At 65.7% G+C, this 18,958-nt stretch carries 14 protein-coding genes and 3 rRNA genes; 4 read left to right on the forward strand and 13 right to left on the reverse strand.

The features are described from left to right. Nucleotides 1–36: 36 nt before the first annotated feature. On the reverse strand, nucleotides 37–318 hold the full coding sequence (locus tag CRP49_RS10295) for a glutaredoxin family protein (RefSeq protein WP_094215703.1): 282 nt from the start codon (nucleotides 316–318) through the stop codon (nucleotides 37–39). Between the two features lie 94 nt (nucleotides 319–412). Here CRP49_RS10295 and CRP49_RS10300 point away from each other — a divergent pair, with 94 nt between their 5' ends. The 3 genes from CRP49_RS10300 (at nucleotide 413) to CRP49_RS10310 (ending at nucleotide 3,977) form a co-directional block, all read left to right on the forward strand. Further along, nucleotides 413–1,360 (forward strand): HAD family phosphatase, encoded by a 948-nt coding sequence (locus tag CRP49_RS10300; protein WP_094215704.1) that lies wholly within the window; start codon nucleotides 413–415, stop codon nucleotides 1,358–1,360. 354 nt (nucleotides 1,361–1,714) lie between these two features. Continuing rightward, complete coding sequence (locus CRP49_RS10305) at nucleotides 1,715–2,494, forward strand: ECF subfamily RNA polymerase sigma factor, BldN family (protein WP_097253108.1); 780 nt, start codon at nucleotides 1,715–1,717, stop codon at nucleotides 2,492–2,494. 256 nt (nucleotides 2,495–2,750) lie between these two features. Then, the gene (locus tag CRP49_RS10310; RefSeq protein ID WP_097253109.1) at nucleotides 2,751–3,977 is read left to right on the forward strand and encodes a DUF5667 domain-containing protein; all 1,227 of its coding nucleotides are present in this window, start codon (nucleotides 2,751–2,753) and stop codon (nucleotides 3,975–3,977) included. Nucleotides 3,978–4,067: 90 nt separating this feature from the next. Here the strand turns inward: CRP49_RS10310 and CRP49_RS10315 are convergent, their stop codons facing one another. The 12 genes from CRP49_RS10315 to CRP49_RS10370 all read right to left on the reverse strand — a co-directional run bounded on the left by CRP49_RS10315 (nucleotide 4,068) and on the right by CRP49_RS10370 (nucleotide 17,073). Continuing rightward, a complete protein-coding gene (locus tag CRP49_RS10315) occupies nucleotides 4,068–5,123 on the reverse strand; it encodes a lysophospholipid acyltransferase family protein (RefSeq protein WP_097253110.1) in 1,056 nt (351 codons plus the stop codon). 14 nt (nucleotides 5,124–5,137) lie between these two features. Then, complete coding sequence (locus CRP49_RS10320) at nucleotides 5,138–6,199, reverse strand: NAD-dependent epimerase/dehydratase family protein (RefSeq protein ID WP_097253111.1); 1,062 nt, start codon at nucleotides 6,197–6,199, stop codon at nucleotides 5,138–5,140. Between the two features lie 224 nt (nucleotides 6,200–6,423). Further along, nucleotides 6,424–6,522, reverse strand: coding sequence for a 30S ribosomal protein bS22 (locus tag CRP49_RS10325; protein ID WP_003948845.1), 99 nt, complete (start codon nucleotides 6,520–6,522; stop codon nucleotides 6,424–6,426). A gap of 133 nt (nucleotides 6,523–6,655) precedes the next feature. Next, the gene (locus CRP49_RS10330; protein WP_004984898.1) at nucleotides 6,656–6,868 is read right to left on the reverse strand and encodes a helix-turn-helix domain-containing protein; all 213 of its coding nucleotides are present in this window, start codon (nucleotides 6,866–6,868) and stop codon (nucleotides 6,656–6,658) included. 129 nt (nucleotides 6,869–6,997) lie between these two features. Beyond that, complete coding sequence (locus CRP49_RS10335; RefSeq protein ID WP_097257286.1) at nucleotides 6,998–7,813, reverse strand: phosphatase; 816 nt, start codon at nucleotides 7,811–7,813, stop codon at nucleotides 6,998–7,000. A 157-nt stretch (nucleotides 7,814–7,970) separates the two neighbouring features. Next, entirely contained in the window at nucleotides 7,971–9,143 is a 1,173-nt protein-coding gene (locus CRP49_RS10340) for an acetoin utilization protein AcuC (RefSeq protein ID WP_097257287.1), read from the reverse strand. Further along, the gene (locus tag CRP49_RS10345; RefSeq protein ID WP_097253112.1) at nucleotides 9,094–10,302 is read right to left on the reverse strand and encodes an MFS transporter; all 1,209 of its coding nucleotides are present in this window, start codon (nucleotides 10,300–10,302) and stop codon (nucleotides 9,094–9,096) included. Before CRP49_RS10345 ends, CRP49_RS10340 begins: the two co-directional genes overlap by 50 nt. An 81-nt stretch (nucleotides 10,303–10,383) precedes the next feature. Next, nucleotides 10,384–11,115, reverse strand: coding sequence for a VC0807 family protein (locus CRP49_RS10350; RefSeq protein WP_097253113.1), 732 nt, complete (start codon nucleotides 11,113–11,115; stop codon nucleotides 10,384–10,386). A 93-nt stretch (nucleotides 11,116–11,208) separates the two neighbouring features. Beyond that, on the reverse strand, nucleotides 11,209–11,853 hold the full coding sequence (locus CRP49_RS10355; RefSeq protein WP_097253114.1) for an HAD family phosphatase: 645 nt from the start codon (nucleotides 11,851–11,853) through the stop codon (nucleotides 11,209–11,211). Between the two features lie 70 nt (nucleotides 11,854–11,923). Next, a 5S ribosomal RNA gene (gene rrf, locus CRP49_RS10360) occupies nucleotides 11,924–12,040 on the reverse strand. An 85-nt stretch (nucleotides 12,041–12,125) separates the two neighbouring features. Then, a 23S ribosomal RNA gene (locus CRP49_RS10365) occupies nucleotides 12,126–15,246 on the reverse strand. Between the two features lie 302 nt (nucleotides 15,247–15,548). Then, nucleotides 15,549–17,073: ribosomal RNA gene (locus CRP49_RS10370) — 16S ribosomal RNA — on the reverse strand. Together the 16S, 23S and 5S rRNA genes form the textbook arrangement of a ribosomal RNA operon. A gap of 831 nt (nucleotides 17,074–17,904) precedes the next feature. Here CRP49_RS10370 and trpS point away from each other — a divergent pair. After that, the gene (trpS, locus tag CRP49_RS10380) at nucleotides 17,905–18,930 is read left to right on the forward strand and encodes a tryptophan--tRNA ligase (protein WP_097253115.1); all 1,026 of its coding nucleotides are present in this window, start codon (nucleotides 17,905–17,907) and stop codon (nucleotides 18,928–18,930) included. The last annotated feature ends 28 nt before the right edge of the window (nucleotides 18,931–18,958 follow it).

Raw genomic sequence — 18,958 nt, forward strand, 5'->3', positions numbered from 1 at the left:
CCGTCGATCCTAAGGGACGTTCGGCGCGGTCTTGTACTACTCGGTCAGTTCCTTGCGGAGACGGCCCTCGTCCACCCGCCAGAAGGTGTGCTGCCGGCCGTCGACGAGGACGACGGGGATCTGCTCCCAGTACTGGTCGTGGAGCTGCCGGTCCTCGGTGATGTCCTTCTGTTCCCAGGGGACGCCGAGTTCGCCGCAGACCTTCTCGATCACCACCTGCGCGTCGTCGCACAGATGACAGCCGGACTTGCGGATGAGCGTGACCAATCGCTCCTGAGGGGCGGCCTTACGCCGGAAGAGGGGACTCATGTCGGCCATTCTCGCGCTTCTTTAACGACGCGGACGCGGAGAGTTCACACCCTTCCAACCTCTCGACTCCGGAACCACCGAACAAACTGGCTATGCTCACGCCATGGCCGCTCTCGGATGGCTCACTCCCCGTAGGCGCTCCGCCACGGCGCGGAGCGTGTTGGCAGGCGAGGCCTCGGCGGAGGCCGCCCGCAAGTCCTCGCAGGAAGCGCAGGAGGCCGCACAGGTCGCGCAGGCCGCACAGGCCGCCGAGCAGGAACCGGAGTTCCCGGTGATCGGCGACGACCGGGCCGCCGCCTTCTTCGACCTCGACAACACCGTGATGCAGGGCGCCGCGCTGTTCCACTTCGGACGGGGCCTGTACAAGCGGAAGTTCTTCGAGACCCGCGACCTGGCGAGGTTCGCCTGGCAGCAGGCCTGGTTCCGGCTGGCCGGCGTCGAGGACCCCGAGCACATGCAGGAAGCCCGCGACTCCGCCCTCTCCATCGTCAAGGGCCACCGCGTCGCCGAACTGGAGACGATCGGCGAGGAGATCTACGACGAGTACATGGCCGACCGCATCTGGCCGGGCACCCGGGCCCTCGCCCAGGCCCACCTGGACGCGGGCCAGAAGGTGTGGCTGGTCACGGCGGCCCCCGTCGAGATCGCCCAGGTCATCGCCCGCCGCCTCGGCCTGACGGGCGCACTCGGCACGGTGGCGGAGTCGGTCGACGGCGTCTACACGGGCAAGCTGGTGGGGGAACCGCTGCACGGCCCGGCCAAGGCGGAGGCGGTACGAGCCCTGGCCGCGGCGGAAGGCCTCGACCTCTCCCGCTGCGCCGCCTACAGCGACAGCCACAACGACATCCCCATGCTGTCCCTGGTCGGCCACCCCTACGCGATCAACCCCGACACCAAACTGCGCAAACACGCGCGTGAGAAGGACTGGCGCCTGCGCGACTACCGCACGGGCCGCAAGGCGGCGAAGGTGGGCATTCCGGCGGCGGCGGGCGTCGGCGCGGTTGCCGGTGGCACTGCGGCAGCGATCGCCCTGAGCCGGCGTCGTCGGTAACGCTCACCCACATGACAGATGGACCCGTGCCGCTGGGCGGCACGGGTCCATCTGTCATGTGCCCAACGATGCCGAAACGTGTCGTCTGCCGCCGGATTATGCCCGCACTTTCCCAACACGCCCCCCACTTCGCCGAAACCCACCCTTTTCCGATCAACAACCGATCACTCTGCGGCACTTGAAGGGGCGTCAATCGGTTACAGAAGCGACGCAATCGATGATTTGAGCAACTCGGTGTAGCAGTGCCTGCACGAAGCGTTATTCTCCTCAGACGCAAACCGGTACCCCTCCGTCGCTACGACGGGTGAACGGTCCCGTACTGCACGTGATGGAAGCTCTGCCTCTGGGAGTCCCGTGTACCCACACGTCGGGGTTGACGCCTCGGGCCTGGCTACGCTGCGCGCAACAGTCGCGGCGGTCAAAGAGACGCTGCGCGGCCTAGTCCCCACCGCGTACGCCGTCCCCGCCTTCGCCACCGCCGCACCCGCCGGCCCGTGCTACGCACTGGCCGAGAGCAGCGCGGCGGTCGGCAGACGCGGCCGCACGTCCGGCGCCGCCACCACCCGCCGGCCGGCCGCCGACAGCGACAGCGCCCGGATGATGGACCTCGTCGAGCGCGCCCAGGGAGGAGAGGCCGAGGCCTTCGGCCGCCTCTACGACCAGTACAGCGACACGGTGTACCGGTACATCTACTACCGGGTAGGCGGCAAGGCGACCGCCGAGGACCTGACCAGTGAGACCTTTCTGCGGGCGCTCAGAAGGATCGGCACCTTCACCTGGCAGGGCCGCGACTTCGGCGCCTGGCTGGTGACGATCGCCCGGAACCTCGTGGCGGACCACTTCAAGTCCAGCCGGTTCCGCCTGGAGGTCACCACCGGCGAGATGCTCGACGCCAACGAGGTCGAGCGCTCCCCGGAGGACTCCGTCCTGGAGTCCCTCTCCAACGCCGCGCTCCTCGACGCCGTACGCCGGCTCAACCCCCAGCAGCAGGAGTGCGTGACGCTCCGCTTCCTCCAGGGCCTCTCGGTCGCCGAGACCGCCCGCGTAATGGGCAAGAACGAGGGCGCCATCAAGACCCTCCAGTACCGGGCCGTGCGCACCCTCGCCCGGCTCCTGCCGGACGACGCCCGCTGACACCCGCTGACGACGGCCACTCAGGGCAACGGTGGGCGACATCCAACTCACGTTCCGTGAAAGCGCGTTGCCTTTCTGACCCGATCATCAGCCGTCCGTAACCCAAGTGCCGAGCCGCTCGTTGTGCGGGATACAGGCTCCCTGTGGTCACGTCCCGGCCGACCCTGATCACTCGATCGTGTGGAAGTGGTCGTGGGCGTGCAACCCTCAGGACCCCCTGGGGAGTCGACGGTGATGACGAGAGGAGGTGCCGCCAGTGATCGCGAACGTATCGGCCCACCGGCGGGCGAGCGCCTTCGCCCAGGCCCTGGAGGAGCAGTCCGACCGGGACACGGCGGCCGAGCAGTCCGCAGCGGCGGCGGGTCCGCCGCCGACCGCCGAGGAACGCACCGAGCGGGGCGAGCTGTTGACCCTCGCGGCGGGCCTCGGCGCACTGCCCAGGCCCAAGCTCGACCCGGAGGTCAAGGTCGTCCAGCGCGCCCAGCTGGTGGCCGCGATGGAGGCCATGCTCCAGGAGGGGACCGGGGCGGCGGAAGCGTCCGTGCCCGAGCAGCGCAGCCGCGGCCGGGGTGCGCACCGGGCGAGCCCGCTGGGCAAACTGCGCCCGCGTTCGAGGCTGACCAAGGGGCTCGCCGCGGGCGGGCTCAGCGTCGGTGTGGCCGCCGGGGCCTTCGGCGGAGTCGCCGCCGCGAGTTCCGACGCCCTGCCCGGCGACTCGCTGTACGGACTCAAACGCGGCATCGAGGACATCAAACTCAACTACCTGAGCGACGGGGACGACGAGCGCGGCCAGACCTACCTCGACCAGGCCTCCACCCGGCTGAACGAGGCCCGTCGGCTGATGGAGCGCGGCCGGGGCGGCCACCTCGACCACGAGTCCATCGGCGAGATCCGCCGCACCCTGTCCGGCATGCAGCACGACGTGACCGAAGGCCACCGCCTGCTGCACGCGGCCTATGAACGCGACCCGGAGTCCCTGGGCCCCATCCAGGCCCTGGACACCTTCTCCCGGTCGCACCGCGAGGCCTGGAGCCTGCTGAGCAACAAGCTGCCCGTGCAGCTGGGAGACGTCAAACAGCAGGTGTCGTCGGTGTTCGAGGCCATAGACGAAGAGGTCGCCCCGCTGCAGTCCCTGCTCCCGGCTCCGCCCGCCCAGACCGGCGGAGGCGCCCGACAGGGCTCCGGCTCGGCATCGACCGGTTCCTCCGGCACCCACCGCGCGACCGCACCCAGCTCCGGCAACACTCCCACGTCCGGCAAGCACGCGGGCTCCGGCAGCCCCAGCGGCTCGGCCACGGGCACCAGCGGGGGCGGCCTGATCGGGGGTGACACGGGCGGCCTGCTCGACCCGCCGAAGATCGGCGACGACGGCGGCACCCCGTCCACCACCAAGCCCCCGGTGACCGAGCCGGACGTCACCCTGCCTCCGCTCCTCCCGGGCCTGCTGCCCGGCCTGGGCATCGACGGCGAGGACGCGAACTAGCGCCGCGGGACACGGCGACGGGGGCACCCCTTTCCGAGCAGGGGTGCCCCCGTCGCCGTACGAGCGTCGGAGAGCGTCAGCAGGAGCCGGTCAGAAGAACACCGACCGCCGCTGCACCAGCAACTTGTAGAGCGTGTGCTGGATCTGCTCTCTCACCTGGTCGGTCAGGTTGAACATCAGCATCGGGTCCTCGGCCGCCTCCGGCGGATAACCCTCCGTCGGGATCGGCTCGCCGAACTGGATCGTCCACTTGGTGGGCAGCGGGATCGCCCCGAGCGGGCCCAGCCACGGGAACGTCGGCGTCAGCGGGAAGTACGGGAAGCCCAGCACCCGGGCGAGGGTCTTGGAGTTGCCGATCATCGGGTAGATCTCCTCGGCCCCGACGATCGAGCACGGGATGATCGGCGCGCCCTGCCGCAGTGCCGTGGAGACGAAACCGCCCCGGCCGAACCGCTGGAGCTTGTAGCGCTCGCTGAACGGCTTCCCGATGCCCTTGAAGCCCTCCGGCATCACCCCGACCAGCTCGCCCTGCCCCAGCAGCCGTTCGGCATCCTCCGCGCAGGCGAGGGTGTGCCCCAGCTTGCGGGCGAGTTCGTTGACCACCGGCAGGACGAAGACGAGATCGGCCGCCAGGAGCCGCAGATGCCGGTCGGCCGGGTGGTTGTCGTGCACGGCGACCTGCATCATCAGGCCGTCCAGCGGCAGCGTCCCGGAGTGGTTGGCGACGATCAGCGCCCCGCCCTCGGCCGGGATGTTCTCGATGCCCTTCACCTCGACCCGGAAGTACTTCTCGTACACCGGCCGCAGCAGCGACATCAGGACCTGGTCGGTCAGCTCCTCGTCGTAACCGAAGTCGTCGACCTCGTAGTCCCCGGTGAGCCGGCGGCGCAGAAAGGCCAGGCCGCTCGCGACGCGCCGTTCGAGCCCACCGTCGTGCCGCGGCCCGGCAGGCGGCTGTTCCTCCCCGGTCACAGAGACATCATCCTGCACAACGGCCCTGGTGGGCAGGGGCTGGACCTCCCGGACCGGCGCGGGTTCACCGACCGCGCCGCGCCTGCTGCCCGCGCTCCGGCGGCGCGACGGCCGCTGGGCGGTGCCCCCGCGGGACCGGTCGTCGTCGAACGGAATGACCTTGGCGTCCGCCATCGTTGTTGCGCTCCTCAGTTGGCGCTCTGCGTCGGGAGGTGCCCGCCGCCCTTCGCGGCCAGCGCGGCGATACGGTCGACGGCCCCCGCGAGGGTCTCCGGCGGCAGCAGCCCGGGGCCCTGGCCGCGCGCGAAGTCCGCGAACGTCTCCGCCGTCGTGTACTTGGGCGTGAAGCCCAGCGTCTCGCGCATCTGGTCCGTGGCCACCACCCGGCCGTGGGTGAGCAACCGGATCTGCTCCGGCGAGAAGTCCGTCATGCCCAGCGTACGCACCAGGGAACCGGCCCAGGTGACCGCGGGCAGCAGCAGCGGCACGATGGGCCGCCCGAGCCGTCGCGAGCACTGCGAGAGCAGCAGCACGCCGTCGCCGGCGATGTTGAAGGTGCCGCTGTTCAGGGTGCCCCGGCGCGGCTCGTGGGAGGCGATCCGCAGCACCTCGATGACGTCGTCCTCGTGCACGAACTGCAGCCGGGGGTCGTAGCCGAACACGGTCGGCAGGACCGGCAGCGCGAAGTACGAGGCGAGCGGGGTGTCCGCGGTCGGCCCGAGGATGTTGGCGAAGCGCAGCACGCACACGGCGACGTCCGGCCGCCGCCGGGCGAACCCGCGCACATACCCCTCGACCTCCACCGCGTCCTTCGCGAACCCGCCGCTCGGCAGCGACTTGGGCGGCATCGTCTCGGTGAACACGGCGGGATCCCGCGGCGCGGACCCGTACACGTTCGTACTGGACTTCACCACCAGCCGCTGCACGGTCGGCGACTTCTGGCAGGCGCCCAGCAGCTGCATGGTGCCGATGACGTTGGTCTCCTTGACCGTGGCCCGGCTGCCGCCGCCCAGCGCGGTGCCGGTCACGTCCATGTGGACGACCGTGTCGGCGCCCGTCTCGGCGAGCACCCGGGCGATGGTGGGCTGCCTGATGTCGGCCTGGATGAAGTCGGCCCCGCCCAGATGGTGCGCCGGCGGCACCGCGTCCACGGCGATCACCCGATCCACCTCGGGGTCCCGCTGGATCCGCCGCACGAACCGGCCGCCCAGCTGCCGGGCCGCTCCGGTGACGAGCACGACCTTCCCCAAGATCAGCGCCTTCCTTCCCGCGTTACCCGTGTACGGCCAACCTAGCGGGTCGATGTTGCGCTGTGATGACCGCCCGATGCACGAGGTGACGAAAATTCCCTAATCGGAATATGCCGAGTACCCCTGAACCGAGTACCCCGGGTATGACCGAGCCCCCCGGACATGCCTGTGGCCCCCCGCCCTTCCGGACGGGAGGCCACAGGGACGCGCTCTCGCGGCGCCGCTTACTTCTTGTTGCGGCGCTGAACGCGCGTGCGCTTGAGCAGCTTGCGGTGCTTCTTCTTGGCCATCCGCTTGCGCCGCTTCTTGATAACAGAGCCCACGACTACCCTCGCTCACTTCTCATCACTCGGTTGTTTGGGCGCCATGGGCCCACACGACCTACGAGGGGCTAGCCTACCCGTCCGAGCGCCGAGGTCGTAATCGAGGGGTCCTCCGGGGTTACCGGAGGCGTCGTCAGGCTGTCTCCACCCCCACATAACTCTCGCGAAGGTACTCGTGTACCGCTTGCTCCGGGACACGGAACGAACGCCCCACCCGGATCGCGGGCAGATGACCGCTGTGCACCAGCCGGTACACGGTCATCTTCGACACTCGCATCACCGAGGCAACCTCCGCCACGGTAAGGAACTGAACCTCGTTCAGAGGCCTCTCGCCAGCTGCAGCCATGACACACCTGAACCTTCCGCACTCGACGGCCACCGGCTTCCCCTTCCGGTGACTCTTCGTCGTTGCGTGCTCACTCCCCAATGTAGGGGCGGGTGATGCGAGTGGGGAAGAGGTGCACCCATCGGCGGCCTACTGTGACAGACACGCTCGATTGAGTACGTAGCGGGTAAGCGGCCGGTAGTAATCAGACCGCACAGCGTCATCAACCGGAACGGCGACGGACACGACCCCCTCCGCCTCCCCCACAAAGAGCGCGGGATCATCCGTATCCGCCAGACCAATGGCCTCAAACCCCAGCTGACCTGCACCGCAGACCCAGCCATGGTCACCGATGACCAGCTCGGGCAGCGGCCCGCCGGCGTCGGCGGCGGCCGCCAGCGCGACCCGAACCGGGAGCGGTGAATGACAATGGACGCCCGGCTCACAACCGGGGCGCTCGGCCTCCGGTTCTCGCACCAAGGCAACACCTCGTACGTAGTCCAGGTGATACGTACGTAGACCGAACCGGGTCAATATGTCGACACAGCGACCCTGCGCAGGGGTGAGCACCTCACACCCCGCCGCCGACAGAGCGTCCGCCAAGCCGCCGTAGAACCCGAGCAGCCGATGCGGATGCCCGGTCCCGAGCAGCACCGGCGCACCCCGCCCGACCACGCTCCGGATCCGCTCCGCGAAGGCGTCCAGCGCGGCCAGCGTCCGCTCCGGATCGATCACATCCGGCCCGGACGTGTGCCGGGGATCGGCCGACACCCCACACTTCTCGGCCATCAGAGCCAGCAACTCCGCCTGCCCCCAGGACCATTCGGGATCGATCCCGATCAACACCCGCGGATCCCGAGCGGCGAAGAGCCGATAACTACGAAGACTGTCCTCCCGAGAGGTGGCCACCTCCCCGGCCATCCGAACAGCCAGCAGATGCGCACGGAGGGCATCGGCGGTCAACACGGTTGCGATGCTGACCCATTGGGGGGCGGGACCGCTCACGGAACGACGAAAGACCGCACGGTTGGCGTAACGGTTCCCTGTCCGGTGCCCTGTCGACTTACCGAGACGGGCGGGTGGGTGGGAAACGGGGGTCCAGGGGGCGGAGCCCCCTGGTCGCTCACGGCAGCAGGCCCCGCATCGGAAACACAGCCCGCCGAGTAGCCAGCACAGCCTGATCCAGCCGATCAGCAGGGTCGTACCCCGACTCCCAGGAAGCAAAGGACACCGGCCACCGCCCATCAGTCATCCGCTGCGGAGCCAACTGCCGAGTCCGAGCAAACACCTCCTGCCGCCACCCCTCAGGAATCACCGCCTCAGGAGCGACCTCCCGCCCCGCGGCGATCCCCACCAGGTGCGTCCAGGACCGCGGCACCACCTCCACCACCGCGTACCCGCCACCCCCCAGCGCGACCCACTTCCCGTCCGCGTACTCATGCGCCAACTCATGACAAGCCACCTGCACAGCCCGCTGCGCATCCAACGACACGGCAAGGTGCGCCAACGGATCCTCGAAGTGCGTATCGGCCCCGTGCTGCGAAACGATCACCTGCGGCCGGAACTCCGCGAGCAGCTCCGGCACCACCGCATGAAACGCCCGTACCCACCCCGCGTCACCGGTCCCCGCCGGCAGCGCCACGTTCACGGCGGCCCCCTCGCCCGCACCGGCCCCGGTCTCCTCCGGCCACCCGGTCTGCGGGAACAACGTACGAGGATGCTCGTGCAGCGAGATCGTCAGAACCCGCGGATCCTCCCAGAACGCGGCCTGCACCCCGTCCCCGTGATGCACATCCACATCCACGTACGCGACCCGCTCGGCCCCCAACTCCAGCAACCGGGCGATGGCCAGCGACGCGTCGTTGTAGATACAGAACCCCGAAGCACCGCCCGGCATCGCATGATGCAGCCCACCCGCGAAGTTCACGGCGTGCAGCGCGTCCCCCCGCCACACCGCCTCCGCGGCCCCCACCGACTGCCCCGCGATCAACGCGGACACCTCGTGCATCCCGGCGAAGGCGGGATCGTCCATCGTCCCCAGCCCGTACGCCCCCTGCGCCGACCCGGGATTCGCCGACGCGGCCTTCACGGCGCGGATGTAGTCCTCCCGGTGGACCAGCCGCAGCGTCGACTCCCCGGCCGGTTTCGCCGCGACGACCTCCATCTCCCGGTCGAGCCCGAAGGCACCCACCAGTTTCCGGGTCAGCTCCAGCCGGACCGGATCCATCGGATGGTCCGGGCCGAAGTCATAGCCCGTTACTGCCTCGTCCCACATCAGCTGTGCGCGGCCGCTCATGCCCGCCACCGTATCGGTCCGGTTGAGCAGCGAACGACCTGGCGTACACCATCGTCACCAGCACCAACACCATCGGCACGAGCATGGCGCCCCGATAGCTCCAGGCATCCCCGAGCGCCCCCACCAACGGCGAACCGATCAGGAACCCCACGTAGTTGAAGATGTTGAGCCGGGCGATCGCCGCATCCGAGGCCCCCGGGAACAACCGTCCCGCCGCCGCGAACGTCTGCGGCACCAGCACGCACAGCCCCAGCCCCAGCAGGGTGAACCCGAGCATCCCGACCCACGCGTCCGGCGCCACGGACACCACCGCGAACCCCCCGGCCGCCACCAGCGCCCCGAGCCGTACGACCGCGGCCGCCCCGAACCGCCGTACCCCGAAGTCCCCGATGGCCCGCCCCAGCAGCGTGGTCACCATGTACACGTTGTACGGCACCGTCGCCAGCTGCTCCGAACTCCCGAGCACGTCCTTCAGATACTTGGCGCTCCAGTTGGAGACGGTCGAGTCCCCGATATAGGCGAAGGTCATCACCAGACACAGCGGCAGCAGCAGCTTGAAGACGACCGTGCCACCGCCCTGTTCCCCGGCCACGGGCGCCGGATCCCCGTCGACGTACCACCGGCTCCCCACCAGCGCCGCCGGCAGCAGCACGGCCACCACCGGCAGATACGACACCCACAGCGCGAGATGCCAGTGCGCCCCGACCCAGGCGAGCGAGGCCCCGACGATCCCGCCCAGGCTGTAGGCGGCGTGGAAACTCAGCATGATGCTGCGCCCGTACGTGCGCTGCAGGCTCACCCCGAGCATGTTCATGGAGGCGTCCAGCGCACCCACGGCCAGCCCGAACGCGGCCAGGGCGAGCCCCAGCTCGCCCATCACCCCGCCCGCCCCGACCCCGAGCAGCGCCAGCAGCACCACCGGCTGGGACCAGCGCAGCAGCCGGCTGGGCCGTACGCGCTTCACCAGCTGCTCGGTCGTCACGCTGCCGACCCCGGCGAGGATCGGTACGGCGGCCAGGAAGAGCGGCAGCAGCGCGTCGGAGACGCCGTACCGGTCCTGGATGGCCGGGATACGCGTCACCAGCAGAGCGAAGGTGGCGCCCTGCGCGAAGAAGCTGAACGCCAGCGAGGCCCTACCGCGCCGCAGCACATCGGTCATGGCGGCGAGCGTAGGGCCCCGGGCTACCTGTGGGTAGATCCAGCCAAAGATGAATTTCCTTCAGCTTTACCGAGCGGAGGGTCAGGCGGCAACAGCGGCCGCGGGCGCCTCGGCCGTTCCGGCCTCGGCCTCGGCGGCCAGCATCTTCTCCATCGGCTCGACGGCCAGGCCGCCACCGACCACGAACGCGATCGCCATCGCACCGATCAGGAAGACCGTGCCGAGCCACACCATGGTGTCCACGGGGACGGTGTACGCGCCCACGACCCGCGCGACGCACTCGGCGAGCAGCGCCACACCCCAGACGACGGAGAACGCCCGCTCCTTGCGCAGGAAGGCCGCGGACCCGGCCGCCGCCCCGGACATCAGCCGCTCCCAGGCGGCCTCCTTGGCCGCGTCCCCCTTCACCAGGAAGGGCTTCATACCGGCGGTCATCATCGGCTTCCCGAGCCGGACGGACACCAGGATCCCGATGGCGACCGTGCTGCTGACCCCACCGTCCTTGGCGAGCATGAGCCGCGGGTCGCCGGAGACGAAGCTCAGCAGCAGCGAGACGATGTTGACGACCAGGATGAGCCCGGCCAGGCCGTTCGCCTTGCGCTCCTTCACCAGACCCCAGACGGTCCGCGCCGCCGGCACCACGCTGCTCCAGGCGAGCGCCGCGAAGGTGCTCATCCCGAAGCCGTCCTTGAACAGGTAGTACGAGCCGAGCGGCACCGCCACGTCCACGAGCAGCGGCTTGAAGTTGTCGAGCACGCTCGGGCTCTGCTTCTGGTCGTTGCCCCGGCCCTGGATCCCCGTGTTCTTCGTCATGCCCTCAGCTTCGCCGCCGGAGGGGGTCCGCCAGTAGAAACGATCGTCCGGACGTCCGCATGACAAATGTCAGCGCCGAGCCGATGGCTCGGGTCATATCAGCAGGTCAGCCAACTCGCCCATGCTGGAGAAGAGTTGGTTCGCCCCCGTGAGCCGCTCGGCCGGCGTCATCGCGGTGAACCCGTACACGTCCATCCCGGCCGCCACGGCCGCCTGCACGCCCAGCGGAGAGTCCTCCACGACCACACACCGCTCCGGGGCCACACCCATCCGCTCGGCCGCGTACAGGAAGAGATCGGGCGCCGGCTTCCCACGCCCCACGTCCTGCGAGCTGAAGACCGTCTCCTCCGCGAACCACCGGTCGAGTCCGGTCGTCCGATGCCCCACCCGAATCCGCTCATGGCTCCCGGACGAGGCAACGCAGTACGGCACCTGCTCCCCGGCCAGCTTCTCCAGCACGGCGTCGACGCCGGCCACGGGCTTCAACTCCCGTTCGAACGCGGCGAACACCCGCGCATGGAAGACATCGTCGAAGTCCTCGGGCAGCCGCCGCCCGGTCCGCTCCAGGACCAGCTCATGGATCCGGTGCATCGCCGACCCCATGTAGTCCCGGATGGAGTCCTCGTACGACGTCGGGTGCCCCAACTCGGTGAGATATGCGGCCAGGAGCCGGTTGGAGATCGGCTCGCTGTCCACGAGGACACCGTCGTTGTCGAAGATGATCAGGTCATAGCGCATGTCTCGACTTTAAAGGACCCCGAACGCAGAAAACCCCCGCATCGAAGATGCGGGGGTTTTCCCAAAATTTGTTCGGCGGCGTCCTACTCTCCCACAGGGTCCCCCCTGCAGTACCATCGGCGCTGTGAGGCTTAGCTTCCGGGTTCGGAATGTAACCGGGCGTTTCCCTCACGCTATGACCACCGAAACACTATGAAACTGACAACCAGACCATGCGTGGCCACATGGGGCTGTTCGTGGTTTCAGAACCAACACAGTGGACGCGAGCAACTGAGGACAAGCCCTCGGCCTATTAGTACCAGTCAACTCCACCCGTTACCGGGCTTCCATATCTGGCCTATCAACCCAGTCGTCTACTGGGAGCCTTACCCCATCAAGTGGGTGGGAGTCCTCATCTCGAAGCAGGCTTCCCGCTTAGATGCTTTCAGCGGTTATCCCTCCCGAACGTAGCCAACCAGCCATGCCCTTGGCAGAACAACTGGCACACCAGAGGTTCGTCCGTCCCGGTCCTCTCGTACTAGGGACAGCCCTTCTCAAGACTCCTACGCGCACAGCGGATAGGGACCGAACTGTCTCACGACGTTCTAAACCCAGCTCGCGTACCGCTTTAATGGGCGAACAGCCCAACCCTTGGGACCGACTCCAGCCCCAGGATGCGACGAGCCGACATCGAGGTGCCAAACCATCCCGTCGATATGGACTCTTGGGGAAGATCAGCCTGTTATCCCCGGGGTACCTTTTATCCGTTGAGCGACGGCGCTTCCACAAGCCACCGCCGGATCACTAGTCCCGACTTTCGTCCCTGCTCGACCCGTCGGTCTCACAGTCAAGCTCCCTTGTGCACTTACACTCAACACCTGATTGCCAACCAGGCTGAGGGAACCTTTGGGCGCCTCCGTTACTCTTTAGGAGGCAACCGCCCCAGTTAAACTACCCATCAGACACTGTCCCTGATCCGGATCACGGACCCAGGTTAGACATCCAGCACGACCAGACTGGTATTTCAACGACGACTCCCACCATACTGGCGTATGGCTTTCACAGTCTCCCAGCTATCCTACACAAGCCGAACCGAACACCAATATCAAACTGTAGTAAAGGTCCCGGGGTCTTTCCGTCCTGCTGCGCGAAACGAGCATCTTTACTCGTAGTGCAATTTCACCGGGCCTATGGTTGAGACAGTCGAGAAGTCGTTACGCCATTCGTGCAGGTCGGAACTTACCCGACAAGGAATTTCGCTACCTTAGGATGGTTATAGTTACCACCGCCGTTTACTGGCGCTTAAGTTCTCAGCTTCGCCCCACCGAAATGGAGCTAACCGGTCCCCTTAACGTTCCAGCACCGGGCAGGCGTCAGTCCGTATACATCGCCTTACGGCTTCGCACGGACCTGTGTTTTTAGTAAACAGTCGCTTCTCGCTGGTCTCTGCGGCCACCCCCAGCTCGAACAGCAAGTGTTCTCACCAGGAATGGCCCCCCTTCTCCCGAAGTTACGGGGGCATTTTGCCGAGTTCCTTAACCATAGTTCACCCGAACGCCTCGGTATTCTCTACCTGACCACCTGAGTCGGTTTAGGGTACGGGCCGCCATGAAACTCGCTAGAGGCTTTTCTCGACAGCATAGGATCATCCACTTCGCCACAATCGGCTCGGCATCAGGTCTCAGACTACATGCAAGGCGGATTTGCCTACCTCACGTCCTACACCCTTACCCCGGGACAACCACCGCCCGGGATGGACTACCTTCCTGCGTCACCCCATCACTCACCTACTACCATCTTGGGTCAGCGGCTCCACCACTTTCCTTTCCCCGAAGGGTCCGGAACGGCTTCACGGCCTTAGCATCAATAGGTTCGATGTTTGACGCTTCACAGCGGGTACCGGAATATCAACCGGTTATCCATCGACTACGCCTGTCGGCCTCGCCTTAGGTCCCGACTTACCCTGGGCAGATCAGCTTGACCCAGGAACCCTTAGTCAATCGGCGCAAACGTTTCTCACGTTTGTATCGCTACTCATGCCTGCATTCTCACTCGTCAACCGTCCACAACTACCTTCCGGTGCTGCTTCACCCGGCAGACGACGCTCCCCTACCCATCACAGCACCCGTTGGGGCTATATGCTGCAATGACACGACTTCGGCGGTACGCTTGAGCCCCGCTACATTGTCGGCGCGGAATCACTAGACCAGTGAGCTATTACGCACTCTTTCAAGGGTGGCTGCTTCTAAGCCAACCTCCTGGTTGTCTGTGCGACTCCACATCCTTTCCCACTTAGCGTACGCTTAGGGGCCTTAGTCGATGCTCTGGGCTGTTTCCCTCTCGACCATGGAGCTTATCCCCCACAGTCTCACTGCCGCGCTCTCACTTACCGGCATTCGGAGTTTGGCTAAGGTCAGTAACCCGGTAGGGCCCATCGCCTATCCAGTGCTCTACCTCCGGCAAGAAACACACGACGCTGCACCTAAATGCATTTCGGGGAGAACCAGCTATCACGGAGTTTGATTGGCCTTTCACCCCTAACCACAGGTCATCCCCCAGGTTTTCAACCCTGGTGGGTTCGGTCCTCCACGAAGTCTTACCTCCGCTTCAACCTGCCCATGGCTAGATCACTCCGCTTCGGGTCTTGAGCGTGCTACTAAAATCGCCCTATTCGGACTCGCTTTCGCTACGGCTTCCCCACCCGGGTTAACCTCGCAACACACCGCAAACTCGCAGGCTCATTCTTCAAAAGGCACGCAGTCACGAGAATGTGCAAGCACATTCCGACGCTCCCACGGCTTGTAGGCACACGGTTTCAGGTACTATTTCACTCCGCTCCCGCGGTACTTTTCACCATTCCCTCACGGTACTATCCGCTATCGGTCACCAGGGAATATTTAGGCTTAGCGGGTGGTCCCGCCAGATTCACACGGGATTTCTCGGGCCCCGTGCTACTTGGGTGTCTCTCAAACGAGCCGCTGACGTTTCGACTACGGGGGTCTTACCCTCTACGCCGGACCTTTCGCATGTCCTTCGCCTACATCAACGGTTTCTGACTCGTCCTGTCGCCGGCAGACGACAGAAGAGAGATCCCACAACCCCGCATGCGCAACCCCTGCCGGGTCTCACACGCATACGGTTTGGCCTCATCCGGTTTCGCTCGCCACTACTCCCGGAATCACGGTTGTTTTCTCTTCCTGAGGGTACTGAGATGTTTCACTTCCCCTCGTTCCCTCCACACTGCCTATGTGTTCAGCAGTGGGTGACAGCCCATGACGACTGCCGGGTTTCCCCATTCGGAAACCCCCGGATCAAAGCCTGGTTGACGACTCCCCGGGGACTATCGCGGCCTCCCACGTCCTTCATCGGTTCCTGGTGCCAAGGCATCCACCGTGCGCCCTTAAAAACTTGGCCACAGATGCTCGCGTCCACTGTGCAGTTCTCAAACAACGACCAGCCACCCATCACCCCGAACCACAAGATTCGAGTGCACTGGGGCCGGCGACTGAGGAAATCCATTCCCTCAGACACCCAACAGCGTGCCCGACACGATCAGCCGACCAGATCAGCGTTCCACGCCCCGAAGAGCAGTACTAGCGCCTGGTCCATCCTGGACCGTGCCGAATAATCAACGTTCCACCCATGAGCAACCAGCATCAGACATTCGCCGATGTACTGGCCTCTGGACCGCTAGGCGGCCTAGAAGTGCTCCTTAGAAAGGAGGTGATCCAGCCGCACCTTCCGGTACGGCTACCTTGTTACGACTTCGTCCCAATCGCTAGTCCCACCTTCGACAGCTCCCTCCCACAAGGGGTTGGGCCACCGGCTTCGGGTGTTACCAACTTTCGTGACGTGACGGGCGGTGTGTACAAGGCCCGGGAACGTATTCACCGCAGCAATGCTGATCTGCGATTACTAGCGACTCCGACTTCATGGGGTCGAGTTGCAGACCCCAATCCGAACTGAGACCGGCTTTTTGAGATTCGCTCCACCTCACGGTATCGCAGCTCTTTGTACCGGCCATTGTAGCACGTGTGCAGCCCAAGACATAAGGGGCATGATGACTTGACGTCGTCCCCACCTTCCTCCGAGTTGACCCCGGCGGTCTCCTGTGAGTCCCCATCACCCCGAAGGGCATGCTGGCAACACAGAACAAGGGTTGCGCTCGTTGCGGGACTTAACCCAACATCTCACGACACGAGCTGACGACAGCCATGCACCACCTGTACACCGACCACAAGGGGGCACTATCTCTAATGCTTTCCGGTGTATGTCAAGCCTTGGTAAGGTTCTTCGCGTTGCGTCGAATTAAGCCACATGCTCCGCCGCTTGTGCGGGCCCCCGTCAATTCCTTTGAGTTTTAGCCTTGCGGCCGTACTCCCCAGGCGGGGAACTTAATGCGTTAGCTGCGGCACCGACGACGTGGAATGTCGCCAACACCTAGTTCCCACCGTTTACGGCGTGGACTACCAGGGTATCTAATCCTGTTCGCTCCCCACGCTTTCGCTCCTCAGCGTCAGTAATGGCCCAGAGATCCGCCTTCGCCACCGGTGTTCCTCCTGATATCTGCGCATTTCACCGCTACACCAGGAATTCCGATCTCCCCTACCACACTCTAGCTAGCCCGTATCGACTGCAGACCCGAGGTTAAGCCTCGGGCTTTCACAATCGACGTGACAAGCCGCCTACGAGCTCTTTACGCCCAATAATTCCGGACAACGCTTGCGCCCTACGTATTACCGCGGCTGCTGGCACGTAGTTAGCCGGCGCTTCTTCTGCAGGTACCGTCACTTTCGCTTCTTCCCTGCTGAAAGAGGTTTACAACCCGAAGGCCGTCATCCCTCACGCGGCGTCGCTGCATCAGGCTTTCGCCCATTGTGCAATATTCCCCACTGCTGCCTCCCGTAGGAGTCTGGGCCGTGTCTCAGTCCCAGTGTGGCCGGTCGCCCTCTCAGGCCGGCTACCCGTCGTCGCCTTGGTGAGCCATTACCTCACCAACAAGCTGATAGGCCGCGGGCTCATCCTTCACCGCCGGAGCTTTCCAACCCCCAAGATGCCTTGGAGGCTCGTATCCGGTATTAGACCCCGTTTCCAGGGCTTGTCCCAGAGTGAAGGGCAGATTGCCCACGTGTTACTCACCCGTTCGCCACTAATCCACCCCGAAGGGCTTCATCGTTCGACTTGCATGTGTTAAGCACGCCGCCAGCGTTCGTCCTGAGCCAGGATCAAACTCTCCGTGAATGTTTACCGGTAATCCGGTGCACACATCACGAGAGCGGTCCAAGAGGAGGAATGATCCTCTCGGACACAGCGTCCTCGCTGTGTTATTTCAAAGGAACCTCGTCCCAGCCGTGATGGCCGGAGACGGGGTATCAACATATCTGGCGTTGATTTTTGGCACGCTGTTGAGTTCTCAAGGAACGGTCGCTTCCTTTGTACTCACCCTCTCGGGCTTTCCTCCGGGCGCTTCCCTTCGGTCTTGCGTTTCCGACTCTATCAGATCTTTTCTCGATCCGATTTCCTCGGTGCTTTCCAGGTTTCCGCTCTCGCGGTTTCCTTTCCGGCGGTTCCGACTCTATCAGATCCTTTCGGCGTCCGATTCCCGGTCGGCGGGTTTGTCTTCGCGGCTGTTGGGCCGTTCCGACGAGTGAGACTTTAGCGGATTCCCGGCTCCCGAGCTAATCGGGGGCTGCGTCCTTTCGAACGCGGATTCCACATTTCGCAAATGCGCGCGCCAAAGCACACGACGATGGATCGCCGATTGCTGGCTGGTACTTGCGGAATGGCTGTCCGGGGACCGACCGGAGTCGGCGCTCACGTCGGACAACTCGGAGAACCCTACGGATCGGGCCGGGGTGTGTCAACTCGCTGCGGGAGGGCCCCTGCGGGCGTACGCTGGCCGACGTGATGACGACGCGTACGTGCACCCAGCTTTGGTGGGCCGCCTGACGGCGGCCGTACTCACGTATGCACTCAACGGCCGCCGCTTCGGCGGCCGTTCTCGTATCTCCCTCCAGGACTCCGGGAGCCGGCCGACCGGGACGGCGGTCTCGACCAGGAGGTGGAGTAGAGATGACGCGGGTCTTCAGTGGGGTCAAGCCGACCGGGCATCTGACGCTGGGGAACTACCTGGGGGCCATGCGGCAGTGGGCCGCGGTGGACCAGCACCGGGCGGACTCGCTGTTCTGCATCGTCGATCTGCACGCGCTGACCGTGGACCACGATCCGGCGCGGGTGCGCAGGCTCAGTCGGCAGGCGGCGACGTTGTTGCTGGCCTCAGGGCTCGACCCTGAGCTGTGCACCGTGTTCCTGCAGAGCCATGTCGACGAGCACACGCGGTTGTCGTACCTGCTGGAGTGCGTGGCGACGGACGGCGAGATGCGGCGGATGATCCAGTACAAGGAGAAGTCCGCGCGGGAGCGTGAGCGCGGTGGGAGTGTGCGGCTGTCGCTGCTGACGTATCCGGTGCTGATGGCGGCGGACATCCTGGCCTACGGGGCGGACGAGGTGCCGGTCGGGGACGACCAGACGCAGCACGTCGAGCTGACGCGGGATCTGGCGGTGCGGTTCAACCAGCGGTACGGGCACACGTTCGTGGTGCCGAAGGCCACTCCGCCGAAGGTGGCCGCACGGGTGATGAACCTGCAGGACCCGACGTCGAAGATGGGGAAGTCTGACGACTCGGGGCCGGGGATCGTCTATCTGCTGGACGAGCCGGACGTGGTGCGCAAGAAGGTCATGCGGGCCGTGACCGACAGCGGGCGGGATGTGGAGTACGACCGGGAGGCCCGTCCGGGCGTCGCGAATCTGCTGGAGATTCTCGCAGCGTGCACGGGCGGGACCCCTGAGTCACTGGCGGCCGTTTACGACTCGTACGGTGCTTTGAAGAAGGACACCGCAGAGGCCGTGGTGGAGGTTCTCGGGCCCGTGCAGGCCAGGCACAGGGAGCTGTGCGCGGATCCTGCCTATGTGGAGGGGGTGCTGCGGGATGGTGCGGAGAAGGCTCGGGCGATGGCCCGGCCGATCGTCGATACCGCTTATCGGGCCATCGGGTTGCTGCCGCCCGTGTCGGAGCCCTCGCTGAGCGCCGCTCGCTAGCCGTGGGGCGGCGGGGTGACCCGCCGCC

Source organism: Streptomyces sp. Ag109_G2-15 (assembly GCF_900215565.1).
Taxonomy (GTDB): Bacteria; Actinomycetota; Actinomycetes; order Streptomycetales; family Streptomycetaceae; genus Streptomyces; species Streptomyces diastatochromogenes.